This window comes from Paenibacillus sp. B1-35, assembly GCF_050474385.1.
Lineage (GTDB): Bacteria > Bacillota > Bacilli > Paenibacillales > Paenibacillaceae > Paenibacillus_B > Paenibacillus_B alvei.
This window is the reverse complement of record NZ_JBCHVJ010000001.1, coordinates 951980-972799: the sequence shown is the minus strand read 5'-3', so window position 1 is coordinate 972799 and position 20820 is coordinate 951980. Positions and strand designations below refer to the sequence as shown.

Below are 20820 nucleotides of genomic sequence, written 5' to 3'. Positions count from 1 at the left end.
ATATGTTCAAACTAATGGGTAGAGATGCTACAATGGTTAAAGTTGTGCAGACAAGGAGATAAGAGGACATGAAACAAACTTACTCGTTAAAGCAAAAAATGATTCAAATGCTTCATATTTTACTGCCCATATTCGTAACGCAAGTAGCGATGCAGTTGATGACGTTCTTTGATACGGTAATGTCAGGCAACTACCGAACCTCTGATTTAGCGGGAGTAGCGATTGCAACGAGTATTTGGGTTCCCGTATATACGGGGCTTAGCGGAATATTTCTCGCGGTGACGCCGATCGTAGCACAGCATATGGGAGCAGGACGCAGGCAGTTAATTGCCCCAAGTGTGACCCAAGCAGCATATTTAGCTGTCATTTTCGGAGCGGCTGTCATCGGAATTGGTATTTTTGCGGTTGATCCGATACTGACTTTCATGAAGCTGGATACAGATGTCCATCGAGTTGCTCGGGAATATTTGACTGCAATTGGCTTTGGAGTCATTCCATCTTTCCTTTACACCGTAATGCGCGCTAGCATTGATGGGCTTGGCTTAACTCGGGTTACGATGATTATTACACTGCTGTCCTTCCCAGTTAATGTGCTGTTGAATTACTTGTTCATTTTCGGAAAAATGGGGCTGCCTCAGTTCGGCGGCGCAGGAGCTGGAATCGCAACAGCAATTACGTATTTCATTATTACATGCGTCGCATTTGCATTTTTGCGCCGTAACGATCGTATGCGGGAAATGGGCATGTTTCGTTCTTGGAAGGGGATATCGCTTACGCATTGGAAAGAAGTGCTGCTCATCGGGTTGCCAATTGGACTATCCATTTTCTTTGAAGTAAGTATATTCTCCATGGTAACCATATTCATGAGTGAATATGACACGGCAACAATTGCAGCACATCAATCGGCACTCAATTTCGCTTCATTATTATACATGCTTCCGATGAGCATCGCGATGTCATTAACGATTCTCGTTGGTTTCGAAGTAGGCGCCAAGCGATTCAAGGATGCGAAGACCTATGCGAGACTTGGTATATTTACAGCGGTGGGTTTATCCTTGCTATGTGCGGTATTCCTGTTCTTATTCCATAATGAAGTGGCAGGCATGTACACGAGGGAAGCGGGGGTACGCGAGATTACATCGTCGTTCCTTATATACGCTATATTCTTCCAACTGTCTGATGCGGTTGCGGCACCCGTACAAGGTACACTTCGCGGTTATAAAGATGTTAATGCAGTGTTCATTATTGCATTTGCCTCGTATTGGATTATTGGTTTGCCATTAGGCTATGTATTGGCCAACTGGACAGACTTGCAAGCCTATGGGTATTGGATCGGGCTTATTAGCGGGCTTGCAGCAGGCGCGGTTGCTCTGTTTACGAGACTTGCAATTGTAGAACGCAGAGTAATAAAGAACGTACAAACAAATTAATTAATGGAACTAAAAATTAGATTGATTAAATAAACGCATTCAGTAAATTACTCGAAACAAGAGGGCATCTGCTCTCTTGTTTTTTGTTTTGTTTCATTGAATTCAGTGATCTCCTCGGTATTTTGTCCAACGACAGAATAAGGTTTACTTTGAAATTATTTAACCATGGATTATATGCAAAAAAAGCAATTATTTTTCTGGACGTTGATTTGCAGCAAGAAAAGTGAATACTTTTCTGAGTAGCGACAGAAAATTGATCTGTTCTTCTTCATCCATAGTTTCAATTGGCACGGCAAAAAGAATGATTCTCGCAGTCATCTCAGCGTCGGTTCTCCTGTCGGGAATTCCGGAAGCAGATCATTCTCTCCCAGCACACTTACTGCCCGGTTCAGATGATCCTGCGAATCTGCAAAATGATGATGATGAGTGGGCCCTTCCCATGTTCCGATCCATTGTATATCTAAAACCTCATTTGCGTTTTTCCAATCTTCAATTCTGTTATCTACCCAACCATGCAGCTTCCAAAATATTGGGTTTACATGACTTGAATAAGTATCCCCTAAATAGTCATACTGAGGATTATCCCATCTTGAGTCTATAACTTCAGGATTCTCGGCAGCCACAGGAGGTCTTTGTTGACCAGGATTCGACGCAAACCGCATATGAAGATTATTATGAATCGTAAACTCGATGCGCGCTCCCATCTCACCCAAGCTCATATTCCTTAATTGTTCCGGATCTTTAAACTGATTTTCTAAAGGCAACAGAACCGTTGAATAATAGGAATCTGATTTTACTTGATTCAAATCGGAATTCCAAGCCGGAGGAACCGGATAATCCTGATCACCAGGCGCAGGAACATTCGTCCACCCTTCGACTTTAAGGTAATCGGGTTGGCCGATTCTTTCCAGTTCCTTGTTGACGGATGCGATCATTTGCCGATGCATAAACAAAAAATCTTCACCTGAAGCATTGTTAAAGATTGGAGTTCTGTTTTGATTCAGGGCGGGGCGGGGGGGTTCCCACCCCAAGTTTCTCAAACTCTGCTGTGCTGAGCTAGACAGGCGGAGCCAATTGTTTCGCACTGTATGCCAAATATAGTGGTGCATTCGCATATCGCGGCTAGCCATCATTAAGATAATTTCATTCGGTAATTGAGGTACTGCCATTTGTTGATACTCCTTCGTTTTTCGATAGTTTCGAGCTTTAACAGTCTGCTAACCCATACGTTTTGCTTCATCGATCGCGCGGGACGCATCGACCAGACCAAAACCAGTGGCAAGGTCGGAACCCGGCATAGCCGGATTTTGATCGGATCGACCCTCTGTGAAGTCTTAAAGTTAATGTCATTCCTGCTTGTATGTCCTCAATTTCGGATTGTCTGAATAGCTCCTTTGATTTTTCATTTTATTGATGTTGGAAACACATATAGATTGACCCAAAATACCGTTAAAATACATGGACATAAATTTCCTGTCTCTCTTGTCGTTGTATGCCATATTGGAATTTCTTTATTGCACAGGGATGAGGCCTCTTAAACAACTTCCGAATGAAGGATAAAGATAAGCTATAATGAGGTGAATTTATTTGGAGTAGATCGAATGAAGCAAAGACTGGAATGAGCATGAATCGTGTTGTGGAATTAGAAAGGAGAGGAAACACTTTAAACCGCTTGAGGCAAATTGCAAAAAGTGCTTGTACTTTCCGAACTATCGATGTACCTTTGGCCTGAGAATCGCGAATGGAAAATGTGTTTCTGTCACTAAAATAATCAGTATTCTGTCGTTCTACAATATTTTGTTAGGAGTAAATGATTTACGTTTTATATTGTCTTTACATAAAAAATATTATGTTAACTAAAACATTACTGCAAATATTGGATTCATGAAATGATGTTCATTATTAGTGTACTTTTTCATCACATTATGTTAAGGTTATAGCGAATATAGTAGAGGAGGTATCTATTTTTAGGTCATGTGGACTAACTAATTGGATTTCGTTATGAAATTGGATACAACGATCCAGGTGCTCTGCCGCAATGGTGGAACGGTTAGAAAACACGTGTGCCTATATACAGATACTCTTATCGTAATAGTTCGTACAGAGGAAGCAGTGCAGGCTGAATAAGCCATGCTCCTGTTTTGTTTTGTCGTGACTTGTACCTATGCGTAAGCTCTTTAGAGTGCTTATGGAGGGTATGCGAATTGTTGACGTTAGGTTTCTTTATCGCACAATCTAATCGTGACTCATCGGCAGAGGCCGGTGGGTTTTTTTGTTGCGCTTAGTTGCGCAGATAAAGGAGGTTAACGTATGACGTTGTTGTTAAGCTGCAGAAAATTAGCGAAAGCCTTTGGAGATTTGCAGGTTCTGCGAAATGTTCAGCTCGATATTGCCAAGGGGGATCGCATTGGACTGGTCGGATGCAATGGTGCAGGCAAAACGACACTCGCTCAGTTACTATATGGAACAGAAAAGCCGGACGCAGGCGTGATCACTTGTTACGGAGATTCGATTGATATCGGATATTTACGGCAATCGACTTCGTATTCTGTTCAAATGTTCCGTGAGATGTCGGAATGTATGCTGGAGAAGGAGGGAGCTTCCTCATTCATGACTGCAACAAGCATGATGGGCGTAAGTCAGGTACAGTCCTGGGAAATGGAGAGAGTTCGTCATATGAGCGGAGGGGAGCGCACGAAGATGGCGCTAGCTCATATCTGGTCTACTCGCCCTCATTTATTACTATTAGATGAACCAACGAATCATTTAGATTTGGATGGCGTAGAATGGTTGATTCGAGAACTGAATGCATATGATGGTTCGATGATTGTCATCTCGCATGATCGATATTTTCTCGATCGGACGGTTCAGCGCATCATTGAGCTCGAGGATGGGGCTGCTCATGAATACATGGGGAACTACAGTGCGTATCGCGATGAAAAGGCTCGAAGATATCAGAATCAGCTGCATCAATATGAGACAGAGCAAAAGGATAAAGCAAAAATAGAAGCGGAAATCTTCCGCTTGGAACAGTGGTCTTCCAAGGCGCACCGAGAAGCAGGCAAAGTTGGCAAAATGACCGAGATGCGTACTGGGATCAAGGAGTTCTATCGTACCAAGGCCAAGAAAATGGATCGACAGGTGAAATCGAGGATAAAAAGGCTTCGTCGATTGGAATATGAAGGAATTCAGAAGCCGAGAGAAGAGCAGCAAATCTATTTTGAATTCGATCATCCCGAGAAACGGGGGAGGCGAATGCTGGAAGCCAATCGGATTCGTAAAGCTGTAGGGAATAAGCTCTTATTTCAAGATAGTTCATTTACCGTTCAGCGTGGTGACAGAATCGGACTTCTGGGGCCGAATGGATGCGGCAAATCAACCCTTATCCGGATGCTGATTGGGCAGCTTCAACCTGATAAGGGGGAGATCTGGCTAAGCCCAAGTATCAAGCCCGTCTACTTATCTCAGGAGCTGGACGAGCTGGATACGGAGCAATGTGCATTAGAATGGTACGACTCCGAAAGTCTTGCCGAGGTACGTACGGTACTCGCTCAGATGGGGATCGAGTCAGCAATGTTGATGAAACCGATGAAGCGCCTAAGCTTGGGGGAACGGATGCGTCTTAAAATTGCGAACTTAATCGTCAACCATTCAGACGTACTTGTACTAGATGAACCAACGAATCATTTAGATTTACAGAGCAGGACCCAACTGGAGGAAACGCTAACCTCATATTCTGGAACGATGCTGATTGCTTCTCATGATCGGTATTTCCTCGAACGAGTATGTCACAAATGGTTGGTCTTTCATGACGGTAAAGTGACTCTATCACAGCGCCCATTAAGTCAGGCAGTGCAAATTGGAAGCATTGATGCAAGGAGATCGGAACAGATGCCTTCCTCAACTGTTGTGTACGATCGATTAATGGTAGAGCATAAATTGTCCCAAGTGTTAGCTGAGCTATCACTGTGTAAGCCGGGAGATAAGAAGTATGCGGCACTAGATAAGGAATACCAATTGTGGATCAACAGAAAAAAGCATTTGGAACAATCTAATCATAATTAGCTGAATTTAGCGAATGATAGGAGTACATTCGTGCATGAGAGGATGTCCGGCAATATGAGAATAGAATGGTATGTATTCCTGCTAATATGTATGACTATTCTGATGTTCATGTCCGGTTATCAAAGCGGAACTCATGTCCGATTGGAGCTAACGGAAAATGAATTGGACTCTGTGGTTCACGGCCTACAAACAGGCGGTAGCTCTATTTCAGCTTAAGAGAAACAAAGTATCGTGACGCAGGGAGAGAAAATGCTCTGAAGTGAGGCCTTCGTCTGGAACGAACAAAGACGTAATTGGGCATGCATTTCCTGCTGGCGTTTCCATCGGTGTGATTCCTTATATGGGTACAGTCGTCATTAAGCCCAAAGGGATGGGGAATGGGTATGAGTTGGTCCAAAAAATCAGCCTTGAAGATTTCATGAGATAGGTTTTCTAATAAGCAAAATTTCCTTCATTTCGAAGGAAGGCGTTTCGATCTCCATTTGCCGCATTACAGGAGATTATAGAACGACACAAACATTGGTTCAAGGAATTTCTACTAAATGGGTGGAAATCAAAGGTCAAGGATTAATGTTTGTGTCGTATTTTTTTAGTACAAATGTCCTCAGATTCTACTTGATCAGAACCGCAGCCTGCCACAACCATCAAAAGATGCAGCAGTCATCCAACCTAGATAATGGAACAGGCATAAACCTTGTCAAAGATAAATGATTGTGTTATTTTATATGTGTAACCGGTTTCACATTTAGAGGTGAGTAACAATTATGGCAACAATTAGAGACGTAGCGAAACATGCGGGCGTATCGGCGGCAACCGTATCGCGGGTAATCAATGACACTGGATATGTGCATGATGATACCCGCAGAAAGATTGAAAACGCTATCAAAGAACTCCATTATACGCCGAATGAAGTAGCAAGATCCTTATACAAGCGAAAATCCAGACTCATCGGTTTCCTTCTCCCGGATATCACTAACCCTTTTTTTCCTGAGTTGGCGCGAGGGGTCGAGGATAAGATGCAGGAAAATGATTTTCGGATCATTTTTGGCAACAGCGATGAAGACCTCAGAAAAGAAAAGGAATATATCCAAACCTTCGTACAAAATAATGTGGTTGGCGTGATTGCTTCCACGAATCATCCGGATGCCGATATCTATCGAAAGCTGAGGATTCCGGTAGTATTCCTCGACCGGACGGTGGATAATCGCCCATCGGTATATGCGGACGGATACGAAGGCGGAAAGATAGCTGCCCGTGAAATGATTGCCCGCGGCAGTCGACGGATTACGGTCATGCAGGGTCCGGCTTCCATTCGGCCGGCGCAGGATCGTTATCAGGGCGCGATTGATGTGCTGAATCGTCATGGGATGGATTACAATGTGATCCAGACTACATCATTTTCGTTCACGGAAGCAGGAAAGTGGGCGAAGGAATTGTTCGAACGTTATCCGGACACCGATGGCATCATTGCCAGCAACGACATTGTTGCTACGGCGGTGCTTCATGAAGCGCTTCGACTTGGCAAGAATGTACCCGATGACGTGCAAATTATCGGATTTGACGATATTCCGCTCAGCAGTCTCTTAACACCGGCGCTGACGACGATCAGGCAGCCTGCTTATGATATGGGCAGAGCCTCGGCAGACCTTTTGATACAATTATTAGAGAATGAAAACGTAGATCAGAAAATCATACAGATGCCCGTAACATTTACAGAGCGGGAAACAATGAGGAAGGTGGGGCAACATGGCAAAAATTATTGTAGTAGGAAGCTCATCGATTGATTTGGTCGTTACATCGTCCAAACGCCCGGGGGCCGGTGAAACGGTACTCGGAGAAAGCTTCAAAACCGTTCCTGGAGGCAAAGGAGCTAACCAGGCCGTAGCCGCAGCGCGGCTCGGAGCCGACGTAACCATGATCGGGCGCGTGGGAGACGATGCATTCGCTGAACAAATTTTGAACAACTTTAAGCAAAACAAAGTTTGTATCGACTATGTGGAACCGGTTACACATATGGAAAGCGGAACGGCGCATATCATTTTAGCGGAAGGCGATAACAGTATTGTTGTCGTAAAAGCGGCCAACAATGAAGTAACGCCGGATTACATCGACCATTCGATGAGAGCTTTTAAAGACGCGGATATGGTGATGATCCAGCAAGAAATTCCGGTAGAAACCGTAACTTATGTTAGCCGAATCTGCAAGAAGCTGGGGATTCCGCTGCTGCTCAATCCGGCGCCTGCACGTCCGCTTGATAATGAAGTAATCGAAAATGCTGCGTATATTACGCCAAATGAGCATGAAGCGAAAATACTGTTTTCAAGCCTGAGCATTTCAGAGGCGCTGCGCAAGTATCCGAACAAGCTGTTTATAACCGAAGGCAGCAAGGGAGTACGTTATTTTGATGGCTCAAATGAAGTGCTTGTACCCTCTTACAAAGTAGAAGTGGTGGATACAACTGGTGCGGGAGATACTTTTAATGCCGCTTTTGCGGTTGCTCTGGCAGAGGGAACAGCGATTTACGATAGCGTCCGTTTTGCCAATCGTGCAGCTTCCTTGTCTGTAACGAAGTTTGGTGCGCAGGGCGGCATGCCATATCGTCAAGAAGTGGAGGCGCAGATGTAATGAAAAAACAAGGCATATTGAACAGTCATATTTCGAAAATTCTAGCTGATTTGGGCCATACGGATTCGATCGTTGTCGCCGACGTCGGTCTTCCCATCCCGGAAGGGGTAAAGAAAATTGATCTGGCGCTGACGCTAGGTACGCCAAGTTTCGAAGAAACCGTAAATGCCATTGCTGCCGATATGCAAATCGAAAAAGTGGTGATTGCGGAAGAAATCAAAACGCAAAATAGTGAAGCAAATGCTTATATTCAGCATAAATTTGCAGATTGCGAAATCGAGGATTGTCCTCACGAAGAATTCAAACAATTGACCCGCAAGGCCAAAGCTGTGATTCGCACGGGCGAGGCCAAGCCGTTCGCCAATATCATTTTACAGGCAGGCGTCTATTTCGGTTAGCAAGCGTGTGCTTGCCAAAGCAGTTTTCTGTGATAAACAGTTAGAGGAGTCTTGCTCCGCTAAACGAAGCATTTGCTTACGAAGCTAGTTTTGCTATGAAGGCAATCAGAGAAGCAACACACACAAAACTAAGCATCTGCTTACGAAGTAAGTTTTGCTGTAAAGAACATCCATAGAAGCAACGTTCGCAAAACTTTTAAGGAGGAGCCATTATGCAGATTCAAATGAAAGGAATCCACAAAGCCTTCGGCAGCAACCAGGTATTATCCGGTGTCGATTTTGACCTGCGCGAAGGCGAGGTTCACGCCCTCATGGGTGAAAACGGTGCGGGCAAGTCTACCTTGATGAACATCCTGACGGGCCTGCATCAAAGAGATAAGGGAACTATTCTTATCGACGGCAAGGAAACGTATTTTGCCAATCCGAAAGAAGCGGAGCGTCAAGGTATCGCTTTTATCCACCAGGAGCTGAATATATGGCCCGATATGACTGTGGTGGATAACCTGTTCATCGGGAAGGAAATGTCCTCGTCTTGGGGACTTCTTAAATCAAAGGAAATGAAGGCGCTTGCAAAGGAGCAGTTCAAAAGACTCTCCGTTGACATTCCGTTGAATATGGAAGCAGGACAATGCTCGGTGGGACAGCAGCAGATGATTGAAATCGCCAAGGCACTGTTGACGGACACCAAGGTCATTATCATGGACGAACCAACCTCGGCGCTGACGGAAAGAGAAATTCAGAAACTATTTGAAGTCATTCGATCCTTGAAACAAGAAGGAGTATCGATTGTTTATATTTCGCATCGAATGGAGGAGATCTTCGAAATTTGCGACCGGATTACGGTTATGCGTGACGGCCGGACGGTAGACACGAAGGCGATTCCGGAAACGAATTTCGACGAAGTCGTAAAGAAAATGGTCGGCAGAGAGCTGACCGAACGCTTCCCTGCTCGCAATCCTTCACCGGCCGAGGTTGTATTGGAAGTTGAGCATGCAACTCGCAAAGGATGGTTTGAAGATGTAAGCTTCAAGGTACGTCAAGGCGAAATCGTTGGTTTCTCCGGTCTGATGGGTTCGGGACGCACCGAAATCATGAGAGCGCTTTTCGGATTGGATCGGCTGGATCAAGGCGAGGTTCGCATGTTCGGCAAGAAGGTCGTGATTAGAAAGCCGGTCGATGCCGTAAATCATGGAATCGGTTTCATCACGGAAGACCGCAAAGACGAAGGATTGGTTCTGGACTTTTCCGTTCGGGAAAACATGGTGCTCCCAAGCATCAGTGGATTTACAAAAAAAGGCCTCATCTCGACGCAAAGTGAAAAGGTGTTCGTGGATGCCTTGATTAAGCGACTGCAGATCAAAACGCATTCAGCGGAAACCGCAGCGGGCAATTTGTCCGGCGGTAATCAGCAGAAGGTGGTTATTGCCAAGTGGATAGGTATCGGGCCGAAGCTGTTAATCCTTGATGAACCGACCCGGGGCGTAGACGTTGGCGCTAAGCGCGAAATCTACCAGCTCATGAACGAGCTTACAGGCCATGGCGTTGCCATCATTATGGTATCTTCCGAATTGCCTGAAGTGCTCGGCATGAGCGACCGCATCGTTGTTGTTCATGAAGGGAGAATTACAGGAGAATTAAACAAAGCAGAAGCGACACAGGAGAAAATAATGACGCTGGCGACAGGGGGACAGTGATATGACTACCATCAATGATGCAAAAACAAGCAAAGGCTTTCAACTTTCGCAAATGACGCAAAAGCTCGGACCGCTTCTTGGTCTATTCATTCTGATTGTCATCGTATCCATTCTAAACCCAAGTTTTTTGGAACCGCTTAACATTTTAAACTTGCTGCGGCAGGTATCTATCAACGCACTGATTGCGTTTGGGATGACCTTCGTCATTCTTACGGGCGGGATCGACTTGTCCGTCGGTTCAACCCTGGCATTATCAAGTGCGTTTGTAGCCAATATGCTCGTAGCCGGCTATGATCCGATTCTGTCTATCCTCGCCGGATGTTTGCTTGGTGGCGTTATGGGCATGATTAACGGTCTTCTGGTGACACAGGGCAAAATGGCTCCGTTTATTGCGACACTTGCAACAATGACGATTTTCCGAGGACTGACGCTTGTTTATACGGATGGTAACCCGATTACCGGGCTTGGTGACAGCATGACATTCCAATTGTTCGGTCGCGGTTATCAGTTCGGTATTCCGGTTCCTGCTATTACGATGATTATTGCCTTTGCCGTGCTGTGGGTGATATTGCACAAAACGGCATTTGGACGCAAAACCTATGCAATCGGCGGCAACGAAAAAGCGGCTATCGTTTCCGGTATTAAAGTATCACGCGTTAAAATCATGATTTATTCTTTGGCAGGTATGCTTTCCGCTTTGGCCGGGGCTATCTTGACTTCACGTTTGAATTCGGCACAGCCGACTGCAGGTACATCCTATGAGCTGGACGCAATCGCTGCGGTTGTATTGGGCGGTACAAGCCTTTCCGGAGGCCGGGGGCGAATTGTCGGCACGCTGATTGGTGCACTGATTATCGGCACCCTGAACAACGGTCTTAACCTGCTTGGCGTATCTTCTTTCTATCAAATGGTGGTCAAGGGTATCGTTATTCTAATTGCGGTGCTCATCGACCGGAAGAAATCTGCATAAGCGAGAGGAGAGAATCACATGAAAAAGCTAACGTTTATACTGGCAGCGTTTCTGCTCATTGTAACGACCGGATGTTCCCTAGAGCCTCCAAGCTGGGCGAAACCAAAGTCAGACGGGGACTTGAAAAATATGAAAATCGGTTTGTCCGTCTCAACGCTGAATAACCCGTTTTTCGTTTCCTTGAAAGACGGCGTGGTTGCCGAAGCCAAAAAACACGGCATAGAAACAATTGTCGTTGATGCGCAAAACGATTCGGCTAAACAAAGCAATGACGTGGATGACTTAATGCAAAAAGGCGTTAATGTATTGCTCATTAATCCGACTGATTCTTCAGCCATCTCAACCGCCGTGCAATCGGCGAACAACCTTGGTATTCCTGTCATTACGCTCGACCGCTCGGCGGATCAAGGCGACGTTAAAGCACTAGTAGCTTCAGATAATGTCAAGGGCGGGCGCATGGCGGCTGAATTTATCGAGAAACTCGTCGGCAAAAATGCGAAAGTCATTGAGCTTGAAGGTGTAGCGGGCGCATCGGCGACCCGTGAACGCGGCAAAGGCTTCCACGAAGTGGCCGACCAAACTTTGAAAGTTATTGCAAAGCAAACGGCAGACTTTGACCGTACAAAAGGCCTCAATGTGATGGAGAACCTGCTGCAAGCAAACCCTGATGTACAAGCTGTGTTCGCGCACAATGACGAAATGGCGCTAGGTGCGATTGAAGCTATTAAGAGCACCGGCAAAAATATTCCGGTTGTCGGATTTGACGGTAATGATGATGCATTAAAATCGATTCAGGAAGGCAAGCTGACGGCTACTGTGGCGCAACAGCCTGAGCTGATCGGACAGCTTGCGGTGCAAGCTGCATATGATGTGCTGCAGGGCAAGACAGTGGACAAAACGATTCCTGCTCCGCTGAAGTTGGTGATTAAAGAATAAGATACGGAAAATACTTGGATGACGATTCGTTTATTATGCTCTCTTTTCGGCGAACAGGCTCATGTTTTTGGGCCTGCTGCTGTTAAGGGAGCTTTTTTTGCGAACGTAATCGGCGGCGTTACGTCTCAAAAACAAAAGGAAATCAGATTTAACGTAACTACAAGTCGATATTGGGGGTAAAACAGTCACAAAGGCACTTGTTTAGCACAATAACGATACTAGAATCTTAGCGGCTCAATTTAGCCGCAAATAGCGATATCACGTTTCGTTAGAGATCATTTATATGGCTTCCTCAACAGCCTGATTTATCTCTGCCTTTCAGCTAATCTTCTTCAGATCGATTCCGTCTCCCGGCGCTTTTCGTTGTTACCGGGCTTGCACAGGGCGGCACGGCTGACTTCATCAACAACGCTGCGAGCGCGAAGATGAATGCGCCGTTTATGGAGCTGTTCGTGCGTGGAATTTTATGTAATACGTATGTCTGTCTCGCGGTTTGGTGTTCGATGAAGCTGAAGGAAGAGGTCGCGAAGCTGGTCATGATTTTTTGGTGCCTGTTCGCCTTTATCACCTCCGGGTTTGAGCACATCGTGGCGAATATGACGCTACTGTCGGTCTCGCTGTTCATCCCGCATCCAGAGACGGTTTCATGGGCAGGACTGGCCGCAAATTTGATTCCGGTCACGCTTGGCAACATGGTTGTCGGCATTTTGTTCGTAGGAATTGCTTATTGGTATATTGAGAAGGATTGAGAAGGAGTGGAAGTTTAGTTGTTTTTAGAAATGGAAGTAGAAAACACGCTAAGCCGCCTGTCGTCGCTTGAATGAAGTGGCGATAGGCGGCTTTTTTTGTATTAAAATGTGCTTAGCGTGGTTTTTCCGAAATGCTGGCGGTACCCCTAGTTTAACATATACCTAGTTAGGGAGAGAAAGTCATACGTGAAAAATATGAACGTCAAATAGGGCCGTAGCGGACGGACTGGGGCCCGTGTATGATGAAAGAGATTAGTATAGCTGACGACCATGATATCAAGTTCTTGTCATCCGACAGGAACGTCAACATTTTAACGAAAAAAAGCTAAGCGAATCGTGTTCATGAAAAAGCCGGTTTCTCCTACTCTAAGGATGAATCGGCTTCACTTTTTCCCAGATCATGTTGATCAGTGGATATCACCGCGATTATCGATAGTCAAAATTTCGAAAACAATCGTTGATTGTTACGATCCAATGGATACGGGCTAATTTATTTGCCTCTCAGATCTAAAACTGCGTATAATATCAATTATACGCAGTTTTTTTGTAGCTATTTAGGCAGCATAATCAAGGGAGAAATGCGTAATGAACTGGACACGAGATGATTTGCAGGCCATGTACGAGCAGCCGCTTGAAGCCTTTCGATTGTGGATGGACAATGCGGGGTATACGTATTATACGAAGAAAAATTATATGGGAGATGTTCGTCAATTTTTGCTCACTTTGGACGGCAAGCCTGCCGAAGAAGCGACGAAGTTCCAAGTGCTTTCATTTCTTGCGAAGGTGAAGGCGTCCGGTGTGAGTGATGCGACGCGTAATCGCAAGCATTGTGCAGTAACAAGCTTTTATAAAGCGCTAAATGAGTTTGAGCTGGCAGATGTGAACCCGGCTGCCGGGGTGAAAAAATCAAAGACAGAAATGAACCGTGCACCTGTATTTATGAACCCAGAGCAGCTCCGCCAGCTTCTCGTTCGAACAGAAGGAAAGTATCGTGATCGTAATCTGGCGATTCTCATGCTGATGGGATATGCGGGTCTTCGTGTTGGCGAGGTTCATCGTCTGAATGTATCGGATTATTATCCGGAACGGCATTCCATTGAAGTATTGGGCAAAGGGAGAAAGTGGAGAACGATTCCCCTGCCTGCGGTGGTTGCTGCTCAGCTGGACATTGCGCTTGCGGAGCGACTCACGCCTTGGAGGGAAGGTGAGGATGCCTTCTTCATTTCCCAGAAGGGTCAGCGTCTGTCAATTCGCAATATTCAATACATTGCAGAGCAGGCTTTTTGTAAGCTGCAATCGGATCAGGAACGGAGACCGCATGGAGGAAGAGGGCGATCGTATTCCTGCCATAAGCTGCGCCACTCCTTCGCTACCATGCTGCTGCAGAGCGGTACTGATATACGAACCGTGCAGGAAATGCTTGGACATGCTTCCATTCAAACGACAACGGTATACACCCATGTAACCGATCGACAAAAAGAAGAAGCTGTGACTCGCTTGCAGGCATTTTTATCATGAGTCGAAAAATGATGCAAGAACGTATACAATTAGGAAGGGAAACGTATAACGAACCTGCCCCCACTACAAACTATATGGTATCAGGGAAAAGAGGAGGGGTTGAATGAATGCAATCAAGACGAAGCTGCAAGCCTTATTGCGCAATAAGCGGCTTGTTCAGACGCTCAAGATAGCCTTTCCTTTAGCCGTCATTATCTTTGTCTTTATTCAAGGAAAGAAGGAATTATCCAGGTTTTCACTACGGGAATCGCTGCATGCCATCCGTTTAATATCGAGTGAGTATTTTACGGGACTCATTGTATTAGGAGGACTGGCGGTTGCAACTATGTTTTTCTATGACCGCCTGCTGCTACGTTCGATTAAGGCACCTGTTCCTATTGGCAAAACATTTCGAGTTTCTTGGATTGCAAATACCTTTAACGGCATTGTTGGATTCGGAGGTATTGCTGGGGTAGGAATTCGTACCGTTCTATACCGTCCATTTACAGGGGATGCGGGTAAATTGCTGCTGGCGATCGCTTGGATGGCGCCTTCCATGATTAGCGGATTATCATTGCTAGGTATCTTAGTGCTGCTGCACGTGTTCCCTGCAGGTGAGCTGCTTGCAGCCAAGGGATGGCTATGGATCGTTCTTGTCGGGGTGGCCTTATTCTTTCCTGCGTATTTACTTTTCTCGCGCTGGAAGGGAAGAGCGAATGCGAACGCCAAGCTGACATTTGGCTATACGGTTGTGTCATTCATTGAATGGCTCGCTGCAGGTTCGGTGGCCTATGTAATCTTATTTATGCTGAAGGCAGATGTCTCCTATGCTGAAGTAATCGGTGTATTTACAGTGAGCGCCATCGCCGGTCTGATCAGTATGGTCCCAGGGGGATTCGGGACTTTCGACATCACATACTTAATTGGCTTGCAGGCGCTAGGGGTTGCAGACAGCACGGTATTTACCGCATTGCTTCTCTATCGGATCGTATACTACTTTATTCCCTTTACGCTGGGGTTAATCTTTGCGGCCTTCGAGTTCGGCGGTGTTGCCGTCAAGAAGTTCGAGGATCATCCTACGTTAGGATCGTATATAGAGTCAGGAAGCATTCTATGGTTCGTACAGAGGTCGATATGGAGCTCTTTGTCTGCATGGTCAGTTGTGATTCTGCTGTTCATGACCTCTTTGTTTTTATTTACATACACGTTTACAGAGCCATCCTGGGAATCATCCATGTTCGTTCTGCCCTTGTTCCATGGTTCCATATTTCCAATAGTGAACGGTATCTTATTAGGTGCAAGCCTTTTGATGCTGCTGCAATTGAAGGGGCTATTTGAAAGAACGATTCGGGCGTATGTGATGACTTTAGCCTCTCTCGCCATTTGTACGCTGCTTACATTCCTGTTGGGGACAACGATTCGCCATACGCTGTGGCTTTGCGGAATGCTGCTGTTCTTATTTCTAATTCGCTCACAGTTCACGCGATATCGGTTCCCATTAACGAAGAGCACCATTTTCTTCACCAGCTTATTCGGGACGCTTCTCATGCTTCTGTACATGATGATGGGATACATGTTGGCTGAGTACCATGAAAAGTCAGCAGATGCAGCGACATATACTTTGAGCTACGTTCAATTTACGACGACATTAATTACGGGGCTTCTCGTAGCGGGAGTTATGTATGCAATTGGAGTACTGATGTTCGAGCGGCATTTAAAGAAGCCGCTTGGAAGAGATTGGCGCGCAGATGATCAAGCCATCTTAACTGGCATTAATGGCTGGATGTATCACAATGTAGCGGACAAGCGTGTCTTCTCTGTCAATGGCGGCAAAATCCGCTTCCCATTCATTATTAAGGGCCGCCGGGTCATTATGCTTGGAATGCCTCGATTAGAACGAATGAAGGCTAAGGAGCATGACGCCTTGCACTCTTTATATGAGCACGCTGATCGTTTTGGGCTTGATATTGTGTTCTATCAAGCAGGGATTGAGGGTATGCCGCTGCTCCATGATTATGGAAATGACTTTTTCAAGGTAGGAGAAATTGCCCGTTATGAGCTGGCTGAACCTGTAACTGGCCCGCCTCTTCATCGCTATGAGCTGATTCCATTCCCTTTGCCAGAACCATTGGTTCAGCAAGTTATGGAGTCAGCTAAAATGTGGGAAGAAGTGACTCCGGGATATCTTGATACGATTCATCAAATGTTAATCGTCCCTGATCCTACGCTGCAGTTAGTACGCTTATTGGATGAAGCAGATGGGGATCGACTGCTCGGCTACATCGTCCTTCGGATTGATTACACAGCGGAGATGATAATGATTGGCGATATTCGTTCCTGCCACGGCTTATGTCAGCCGGAACAGGATGAGGTGCTGAAGCAGCTGCGCGACATTATCGTTTGGTTAGGACAACATCATGATTGCAAGCAACTTGCGAGTGGATTATTGCCGCTTTCGCATGTTGAATCGGATCGTGCGCCATATTTATGGTCTGAACGGACAGCGGTAGCAATCTTCCGCAGGATTCGTGAGCTGTATCCGATGAATAACTATAGAAGAGTATGGTTGTCTTTATTTGATGTTACGTGGGAGCCGCAGTATATTGCATTCCGCAAGCAGCGCCATATGAATTGGACAGTGTGGCGCGTAACACGGATTATTCGCCGATTGCGGCAATAGTGTGACACGAATCATGCGAAAATGATTAGAATTTATGAAAATTGCAGAAAAAAGGTGAAAAGGCTTGGAGGCTGCTCCAGGCCTTTTTTATTGTAAAAAACCGCTTACAGCTCAGCTTTTCGACCATATCCGTCTGTGGGACGTGAAGTCCAGTTCTGCTAAAATAGTGGTGTTTCAGAATAGGAACGGATTTCAACAAAGTCTTATCATCAGAAGGTGGTTCCTTATGCTTGGATTTGCAATTCTATTAGGGTTCAACATTGCAGGTGTGTGGCTGCACAATTTGCTTCATCTCCCGCTGCCCGGCAACGTGCTTGGCTTGGTGCTGTTCCTGATTGCACTCGGCATGAAGTGGGTGAAGCTGGAGTGGGTAGAGAATTCCGCTCAATTCCTGCTTGATCATATGCTGTTATTCTTCATCCCGTATGTTGTCGGCATTATGGCGTTCTTGCCCATACTAAGTGCGCATTGGGTGAGTATTTCGGTAGGCATTATTGGCAGTACGCTTGTCGTACTATGGATGACCGGCTTCGTGGCATCGAAGATGGAGAAGCCCTCGTCAGAAGCTGATACGGTAACAGTGAGAAAGGGGGATGCTACATGAACGTATTATCGTGGACACAGCAGCCTTTGTTTGGAATAGCGGCAACGATCGTTGTGTATGCATTGTCTCGCGTTCTGCACGTTCGCTTCAAATGGATGCATCCGATCGTATTTTGCTCGGTAGTGCTAATCGGCTTCCTCGTCATCGGAAACATTCCGCTTCAAGATTATAAAAATGGGGCAGATATTTTGGCTCTCATCCTTGGGCCAGCTACAATTGCACTCGGTGTACCGATTTATAAATATCGTGAGCTGGTTAAGAAACAGTTCGCTGCCATCTGCTTGTCGATTACATGCGGATCGCTTGTAGGGATAGTTAGTGTCGCGGCGATCATGATGAGCTTGGATGGTGCGAGAGAGGTGATGCTGAGCATGCTGCCGAAATCAGTCAGCTCACCAATCGCGGTTGAAATTTCGAAGTCGCTAGGCGCAATGCCTGAATTGTCCGCTGTATTTACGGTATTTACCGGTGTTGTAGGTGCATTGTTCGGAACGAGCTTCCTGCGCATGACCGGTATTCGCGGCGAAGTGCCCCTCGGCATTGCAATGGGAACAGCTGCACATGGATTCGGGACAGCAAAGAGTTTGGCGGATTCAGAGAAGCAAGGTACGTTTAGTGGTTTGGCAATGGGGTTAGCTGGACTAATTACATCCATTTTATTTACACCCATTTATATGTTCTTTATGTAATGCTTGTTATGCACATCACAGGCTAACAAGTAGGAGACGTCTATCGCACGTGCGGTAGGCGTTTTTTTGTTGGAACTGATTATATTAGTAGAACCAAAGCATTGAAGGGAACAACTTCACCCTATTCGTCTATATGACAAGGCTTATAAAAAGAGTTGAAACATTTTCGATTGCAGCACGTTGTTATTAGTAGGCGAAAAATCAAATATGCAGCCAACATATCGGGCTGTGCTGATGAATGATATTATACGTGAAGGAGATGATCCCTTGAAGGCGACAATTTGGGCATGGGGTATCCTCTTAGGCTTGAGCCTGCCATCACTCGCAGGTGCAGCAGGTACATATTCTGCCGAGAAGATATTTACCGATCCGCAGAGCGGGGCGGTCTATTATAATGTTGAACGGATCGACTTGGAGACGCGCGAGAAGCGTGTTGTTGTAAAGATGGCTGACGGCCAGTGGAAGAAATGGAACCCGAATATTAGGAGCATGCGGGTAGAAGAAGGTCAGCAACTACCTGTGCTCGATACTAATTTTGCCGATAGTGTGGAAGGCGGGATGCAGTATATTTATGATCCTGAGGATCAAGAAGTTGTGAAGGGGAAATTGTTCCGTTCCTCGCCTGACGGCAAATGGGGCATACATGAACGGTTATATTTTGAACCGACTGGTAAAGGAAATACGGGCAAGGTTCATAGTTATGTATTGCGTAATAATCAAACCGGGAAAACGAAGGAGTGGCTTCGCACGGATTATTCCATTGGAGCTACGTGGCTTTCAGATAATCGAATCATCTATAGTCGCTTGAATGAAAAGTCAAACCAGGAGGAAATTGTGATCTACGATCCTGCTGCGGATAAGCTGGATCGTGTCGCTTTTGGTAACCTCCGCGGCGTTCAACCAGACAAGGGATACGTGGTGTATACACTGAACAAGCCAGATCGCCCTTTGTATCTTTTGGATTTGAAGAAGCGCGTATCCAAGCCCTTGAAGGATTGGGCAGCGGCTGAAGCTTATTTGCCGCACTCCGAGAACGCGAAGGATTCAACGATTGATTTGCCGTCGGATTTCGATCTGGACGCGCTGCCCGAGGAAAAAATGAAAATGAAGACGCAGTGCGATTACAAAGTGACGATTGATGGTACGACCGCGCGCGTGCCGTTTGTATTTGAAGAGAAGCAGACTGCGAAAATTCCGGTTAAGCCGCTTACGGAAGTGTATGGTTGGAAGCTAAGCAAGCTGGATAAGAAGGCCGCTGCCTTCCGATTTAAACTTGAGCATGGAAATCGCTCAATCGAATTGAATCCAGCAAATAGTGTTCTGGAGGAAGGTATCTTATATATGACAACAGAGCAAATCAAACAGCTCGGGTATCGCTCCGTTAACGTTGCTTATGATCCAGAGCCATAAGAATAATAGCATAATGTTTTGGCCAATAGGGCATGCACATGCATGCCCTGTTTTTGTGCCTGTATGGGGAGAATACTGGTAGTGACGGGAACAACTGTACGACTCTGGCCGATTCCAAGTCGAGGAAGAACTGGTAGAGATCCACGCCGACGTACTGCCGCCCGGCGCCCCGCGGATGATCTCGACCAGAATCAGATGTAAGTAAGGCGGAATACCGCCGAATCGACGTACTCGGCTGAGCAGGTCGCCGCAGCAAACCGTAGTGCTGGCGACTATTCCAGCCAGCACGTCCGTGAGAGGCGTATAGAAGCCGCCTATCATGTTGTTCGGGGCGCACATAAAAATATGCGCCCGTACACCGGGCTGTTGTCCAGTTTCGGGTTGTGCGGCGATGAAGCGCCCGGGGACGACTCAGCGGACAGAAGGCGGCAATTGGCTCGCGATCTCTGTTGGTATGTCCTCTGAGTCCCACGCGAGACTATTGCCGGGAATGGCGCCCTCGACTTCTTGGATCTTATTTTGCATGACCAACATCTGGTCGTCGGTCAGGTCGCCGATCCGAGTATTCACCGTAATGCCCTCGTGCGACAAAGCCGCAGCCACCGCGTTGGCGTATGCAACCGGGTTGTTTCCATCTGACGCGGGGGCGTATTTCTTGAATCCGTCCAGGATTGACAGATCCACGTAAGCCGGGCTGCGGAGCAGCAAGGCGATTGCGTTGAATCCATCACTCCACGTTGGGAAGATCAAGAAGTTGTGCCAGTTGAACTTGCCGGGATACTGCCCGAAGTCGAGCCCGCCGGGTCGGCCTGTGATGTTACCGGGGTTGTTGTTGAGCCACGCGAAACTGCCTTCGTAGTTTCGCATATGCGGGCGCCCACGCGCGATTTCATCGGCGTGGATCACGTAATTGTAGATTTCCTTTCCGTGGCCCTGGTAATCGTTTGGATCGTGGGGATTCGAACCTGGGAACCAAAGGGCCCTCGGGATGTTCTGGTCAAGTGAGATGTTGCCATTCCAGTACCAAACATGGTCGCCTAGTTCGAGCGTCATTTTGCTGCACTCCTCTGTCG

At 46.3% G+C, this 20820-nt stretch carries 17 protein-coding genes and 1 pseudogene; 15 read left to right on the top strand and 3 right to left on the bottom strand.

Annotated features, from left to right (window positions below):
- The first annotated feature begins 68 nt into the window (after window positions 1-68).
- Complete coding sequence (locus ACQ5BJ_RS04270) at window positions 69-1430, top strand: MATE family efflux transporter (RefSeq protein ID WP_430108760.1); 1362 nt, start codon at window positions 69-71, stop codon at window positions 1428-1430.
- A gap of 189 nt (window positions 1431-1619) precedes the next feature.
- Here ACQ5BJ_RS04270 and ACQ5BJ_RS04265 read toward each other — a convergent pair whose 3' ends face one another.
- Entirely contained in the window at window positions 1620-1748 is a 129-nt protein-coding gene (locus ACQ5BJ_RS04265; protein WP_005549985.1) for a hypothetical protein, read from the bottom strand.
- Window positions 1745-2599 (bottom strand): Tat pathway signal protein, encoded by an 855-nt coding sequence (locus ACQ5BJ_RS04260; protein WP_262866696.1) that lies wholly within the window; start codon window positions 2597-2599, stop codon window positions 1745-1747. Before ACQ5BJ_RS04260 ends, ACQ5BJ_RS04265 begins: the two co-directional genes overlap by 4 nt.
- Before the next feature lie 1141 nt (window positions 2600-3740).
- Here ACQ5BJ_RS04260 and abc-f point away from each other — a divergent pair.
- The 14 genes and pseudogenes from abc-f to ACQ5BJ_RS04190 all read left to right on the top strand — a co-directional run bounded on the left by abc-f (window position 3741) and on the right by ACQ5BJ_RS04190 (window position 19747).
- The gene (abc-f, locus tag ACQ5BJ_RS04255) at window positions 3741-5495 is read left to right on the top strand and encodes a ribosomal protection-like ABC-F family protein (RefSeq protein WP_430108756.1); all 1755 of its coding nucleotides are present in this window, start codon (window positions 3741-3743) and stop codon (window positions 5493-5495) included.
- Window positions 5496-5549: 54 nt separating this feature from the next.
- Window positions 5550-5711, top strand: coding sequence for a hypothetical protein (locus ACQ5BJ_RS04250; protein WP_430108753.1), 162 nt, complete (start codon window positions 5550-5552; stop codon window positions 5709-5711).
- 548 nt (window positions 5712-6259) lie between these two features.
- Complete coding sequence (locus tag ACQ5BJ_RS04245; protein WP_289355723.1) at window positions 6260-7279, top strand: LacI family DNA-binding transcriptional regulator; 1020 nt, start codon at window positions 6260-6262, stop codon at window positions 7277-7279.
- Window positions 7242-8120 (top strand): ribokinase, encoded by an 879-nt coding sequence (rbsK, locus tag ACQ5BJ_RS04240; RefSeq protein WP_430108750.1) that lies wholly within the window; start codon window positions 7242-7244, stop codon window positions 8118-8120. The genes ACQ5BJ_RS04245 and rbsK overlap by 38 nt, the downstream gene beginning before the upstream one ends.
- Window positions 8120-8518 carry a D-ribose pyranase gene (rbsD, locus tag ACQ5BJ_RS04235; protein WP_005549992.1) on the top strand — a complete coding sequence of 133 codons (399 nt, stop codon included), beginning with the start codon at window positions 8120-8122 and terminating at the stop codon, window positions 8516-8518. Before rbsK ends, rbsD begins: the two co-directional genes overlap by 1 nt.
- A 212-nt stretch (window positions 8519-8730) precedes the next feature.
- Window positions 8731-10212, top strand: coding sequence for a sugar ABC transporter ATP-binding protein (locus ACQ5BJ_RS04230; RefSeq protein ID WP_005549993.1), 1482 nt, complete (start codon window positions 8731-8733; stop codon window positions 10210-10212).
- Window position 10213: 1 nt separating this feature from the next.
- Complete coding sequence (gene rbsC, locus ACQ5BJ_RS04225) at window positions 10214-11182, top strand: ribose ABC transporter permease RbsC (protein WP_171418699.1); 969 nt, start codon at window positions 10214-10216, stop codon at window positions 11180-11182.
- An 18-nt stretch (window positions 11183-11200) separates the two neighbouring features.
- Window positions 11201-12118, top strand: a complete 918-nt coding sequence (gene rbsB / locus ACQ5BJ_RS04220) for a ribose ABC transporter substrate-binding protein RbsB (RefSeq protein WP_005549995.1) — start codon at window positions 11201-11203, stop codon at window positions 12116-12118.
- Window positions 12119-12486: 368 nt separating this feature from the next.
- Window positions 12487-12867: pseudogene (locus ACQ5BJ_RS04215) on the top strand (formate/nitrite transporter family protein); the annotation flags it as partial.
- Between the two features lie 585 nt (window positions 12868-13452).
- The gene (locus ACQ5BJ_RS04210) at window positions 13453-14385 is read left to right on the top strand and encodes a tyrosine-type recombinase/integrase (protein WP_005550000.1); all 933 of its coding nucleotides are present in this window, start codon (window positions 13453-13455) and stop codon (window positions 14383-14385) included.
- Window positions 14386-14488: 103 nt separating this feature from the next.
- Complete coding sequence (locus ACQ5BJ_RS04205) at window positions 14489-17044, top strand: flippase-like domain-containing protein (RefSeq protein WP_171416866.1); 2556 nt, start codon at window positions 14489-14491, stop codon at window positions 17042-17044.
- Window positions 17045-17270: 226 nt separating this feature from the next.
- The gene (locus ACQ5BJ_RS04200) at window positions 17271-17648 is read left to right on the top strand and encodes a CidA/LrgA family protein (protein ID WP_163977583.1); all 378 of its coding nucleotides are present in this window, start codon (window positions 17271-17273) and stop codon (window positions 17646-17648) included.
- Complete coding sequence (locus ACQ5BJ_RS04195) at window positions 17645-18337, top strand: LrgB family protein (protein ID WP_005550004.1); 693 nt, start codon at window positions 17645-17647, stop codon at window positions 18335-18337. The genes ACQ5BJ_RS04200 and ACQ5BJ_RS04195 overlap by 4 nt, the downstream gene beginning before the upstream one ends.
- A 267-nt stretch (window positions 18338-18604) precedes the next feature.
- Window positions 18605-19747, top strand: coding sequence for a hypothetical protein (locus ACQ5BJ_RS04190; protein WP_268622261.1), 1143 nt, complete (start codon window positions 18605-18607; stop codon window positions 19745-19747).
- 411 nt (window positions 19748-20158) lie between these two features.
- Here the strand turns inward: ACQ5BJ_RS04190 and ACQ5BJ_RS04185 are convergent, their stop codons facing one another.
- Window positions 20159-20800, bottom strand: a complete 642-nt coding sequence (locus ACQ5BJ_RS04185) for a hypothetical protein (protein ID WP_163977581.1) — start codon at window positions 20798-20800, stop codon at window positions 20159-20161.
- Window positions 20801-20820: the final 20 nt, after the last annotated feature.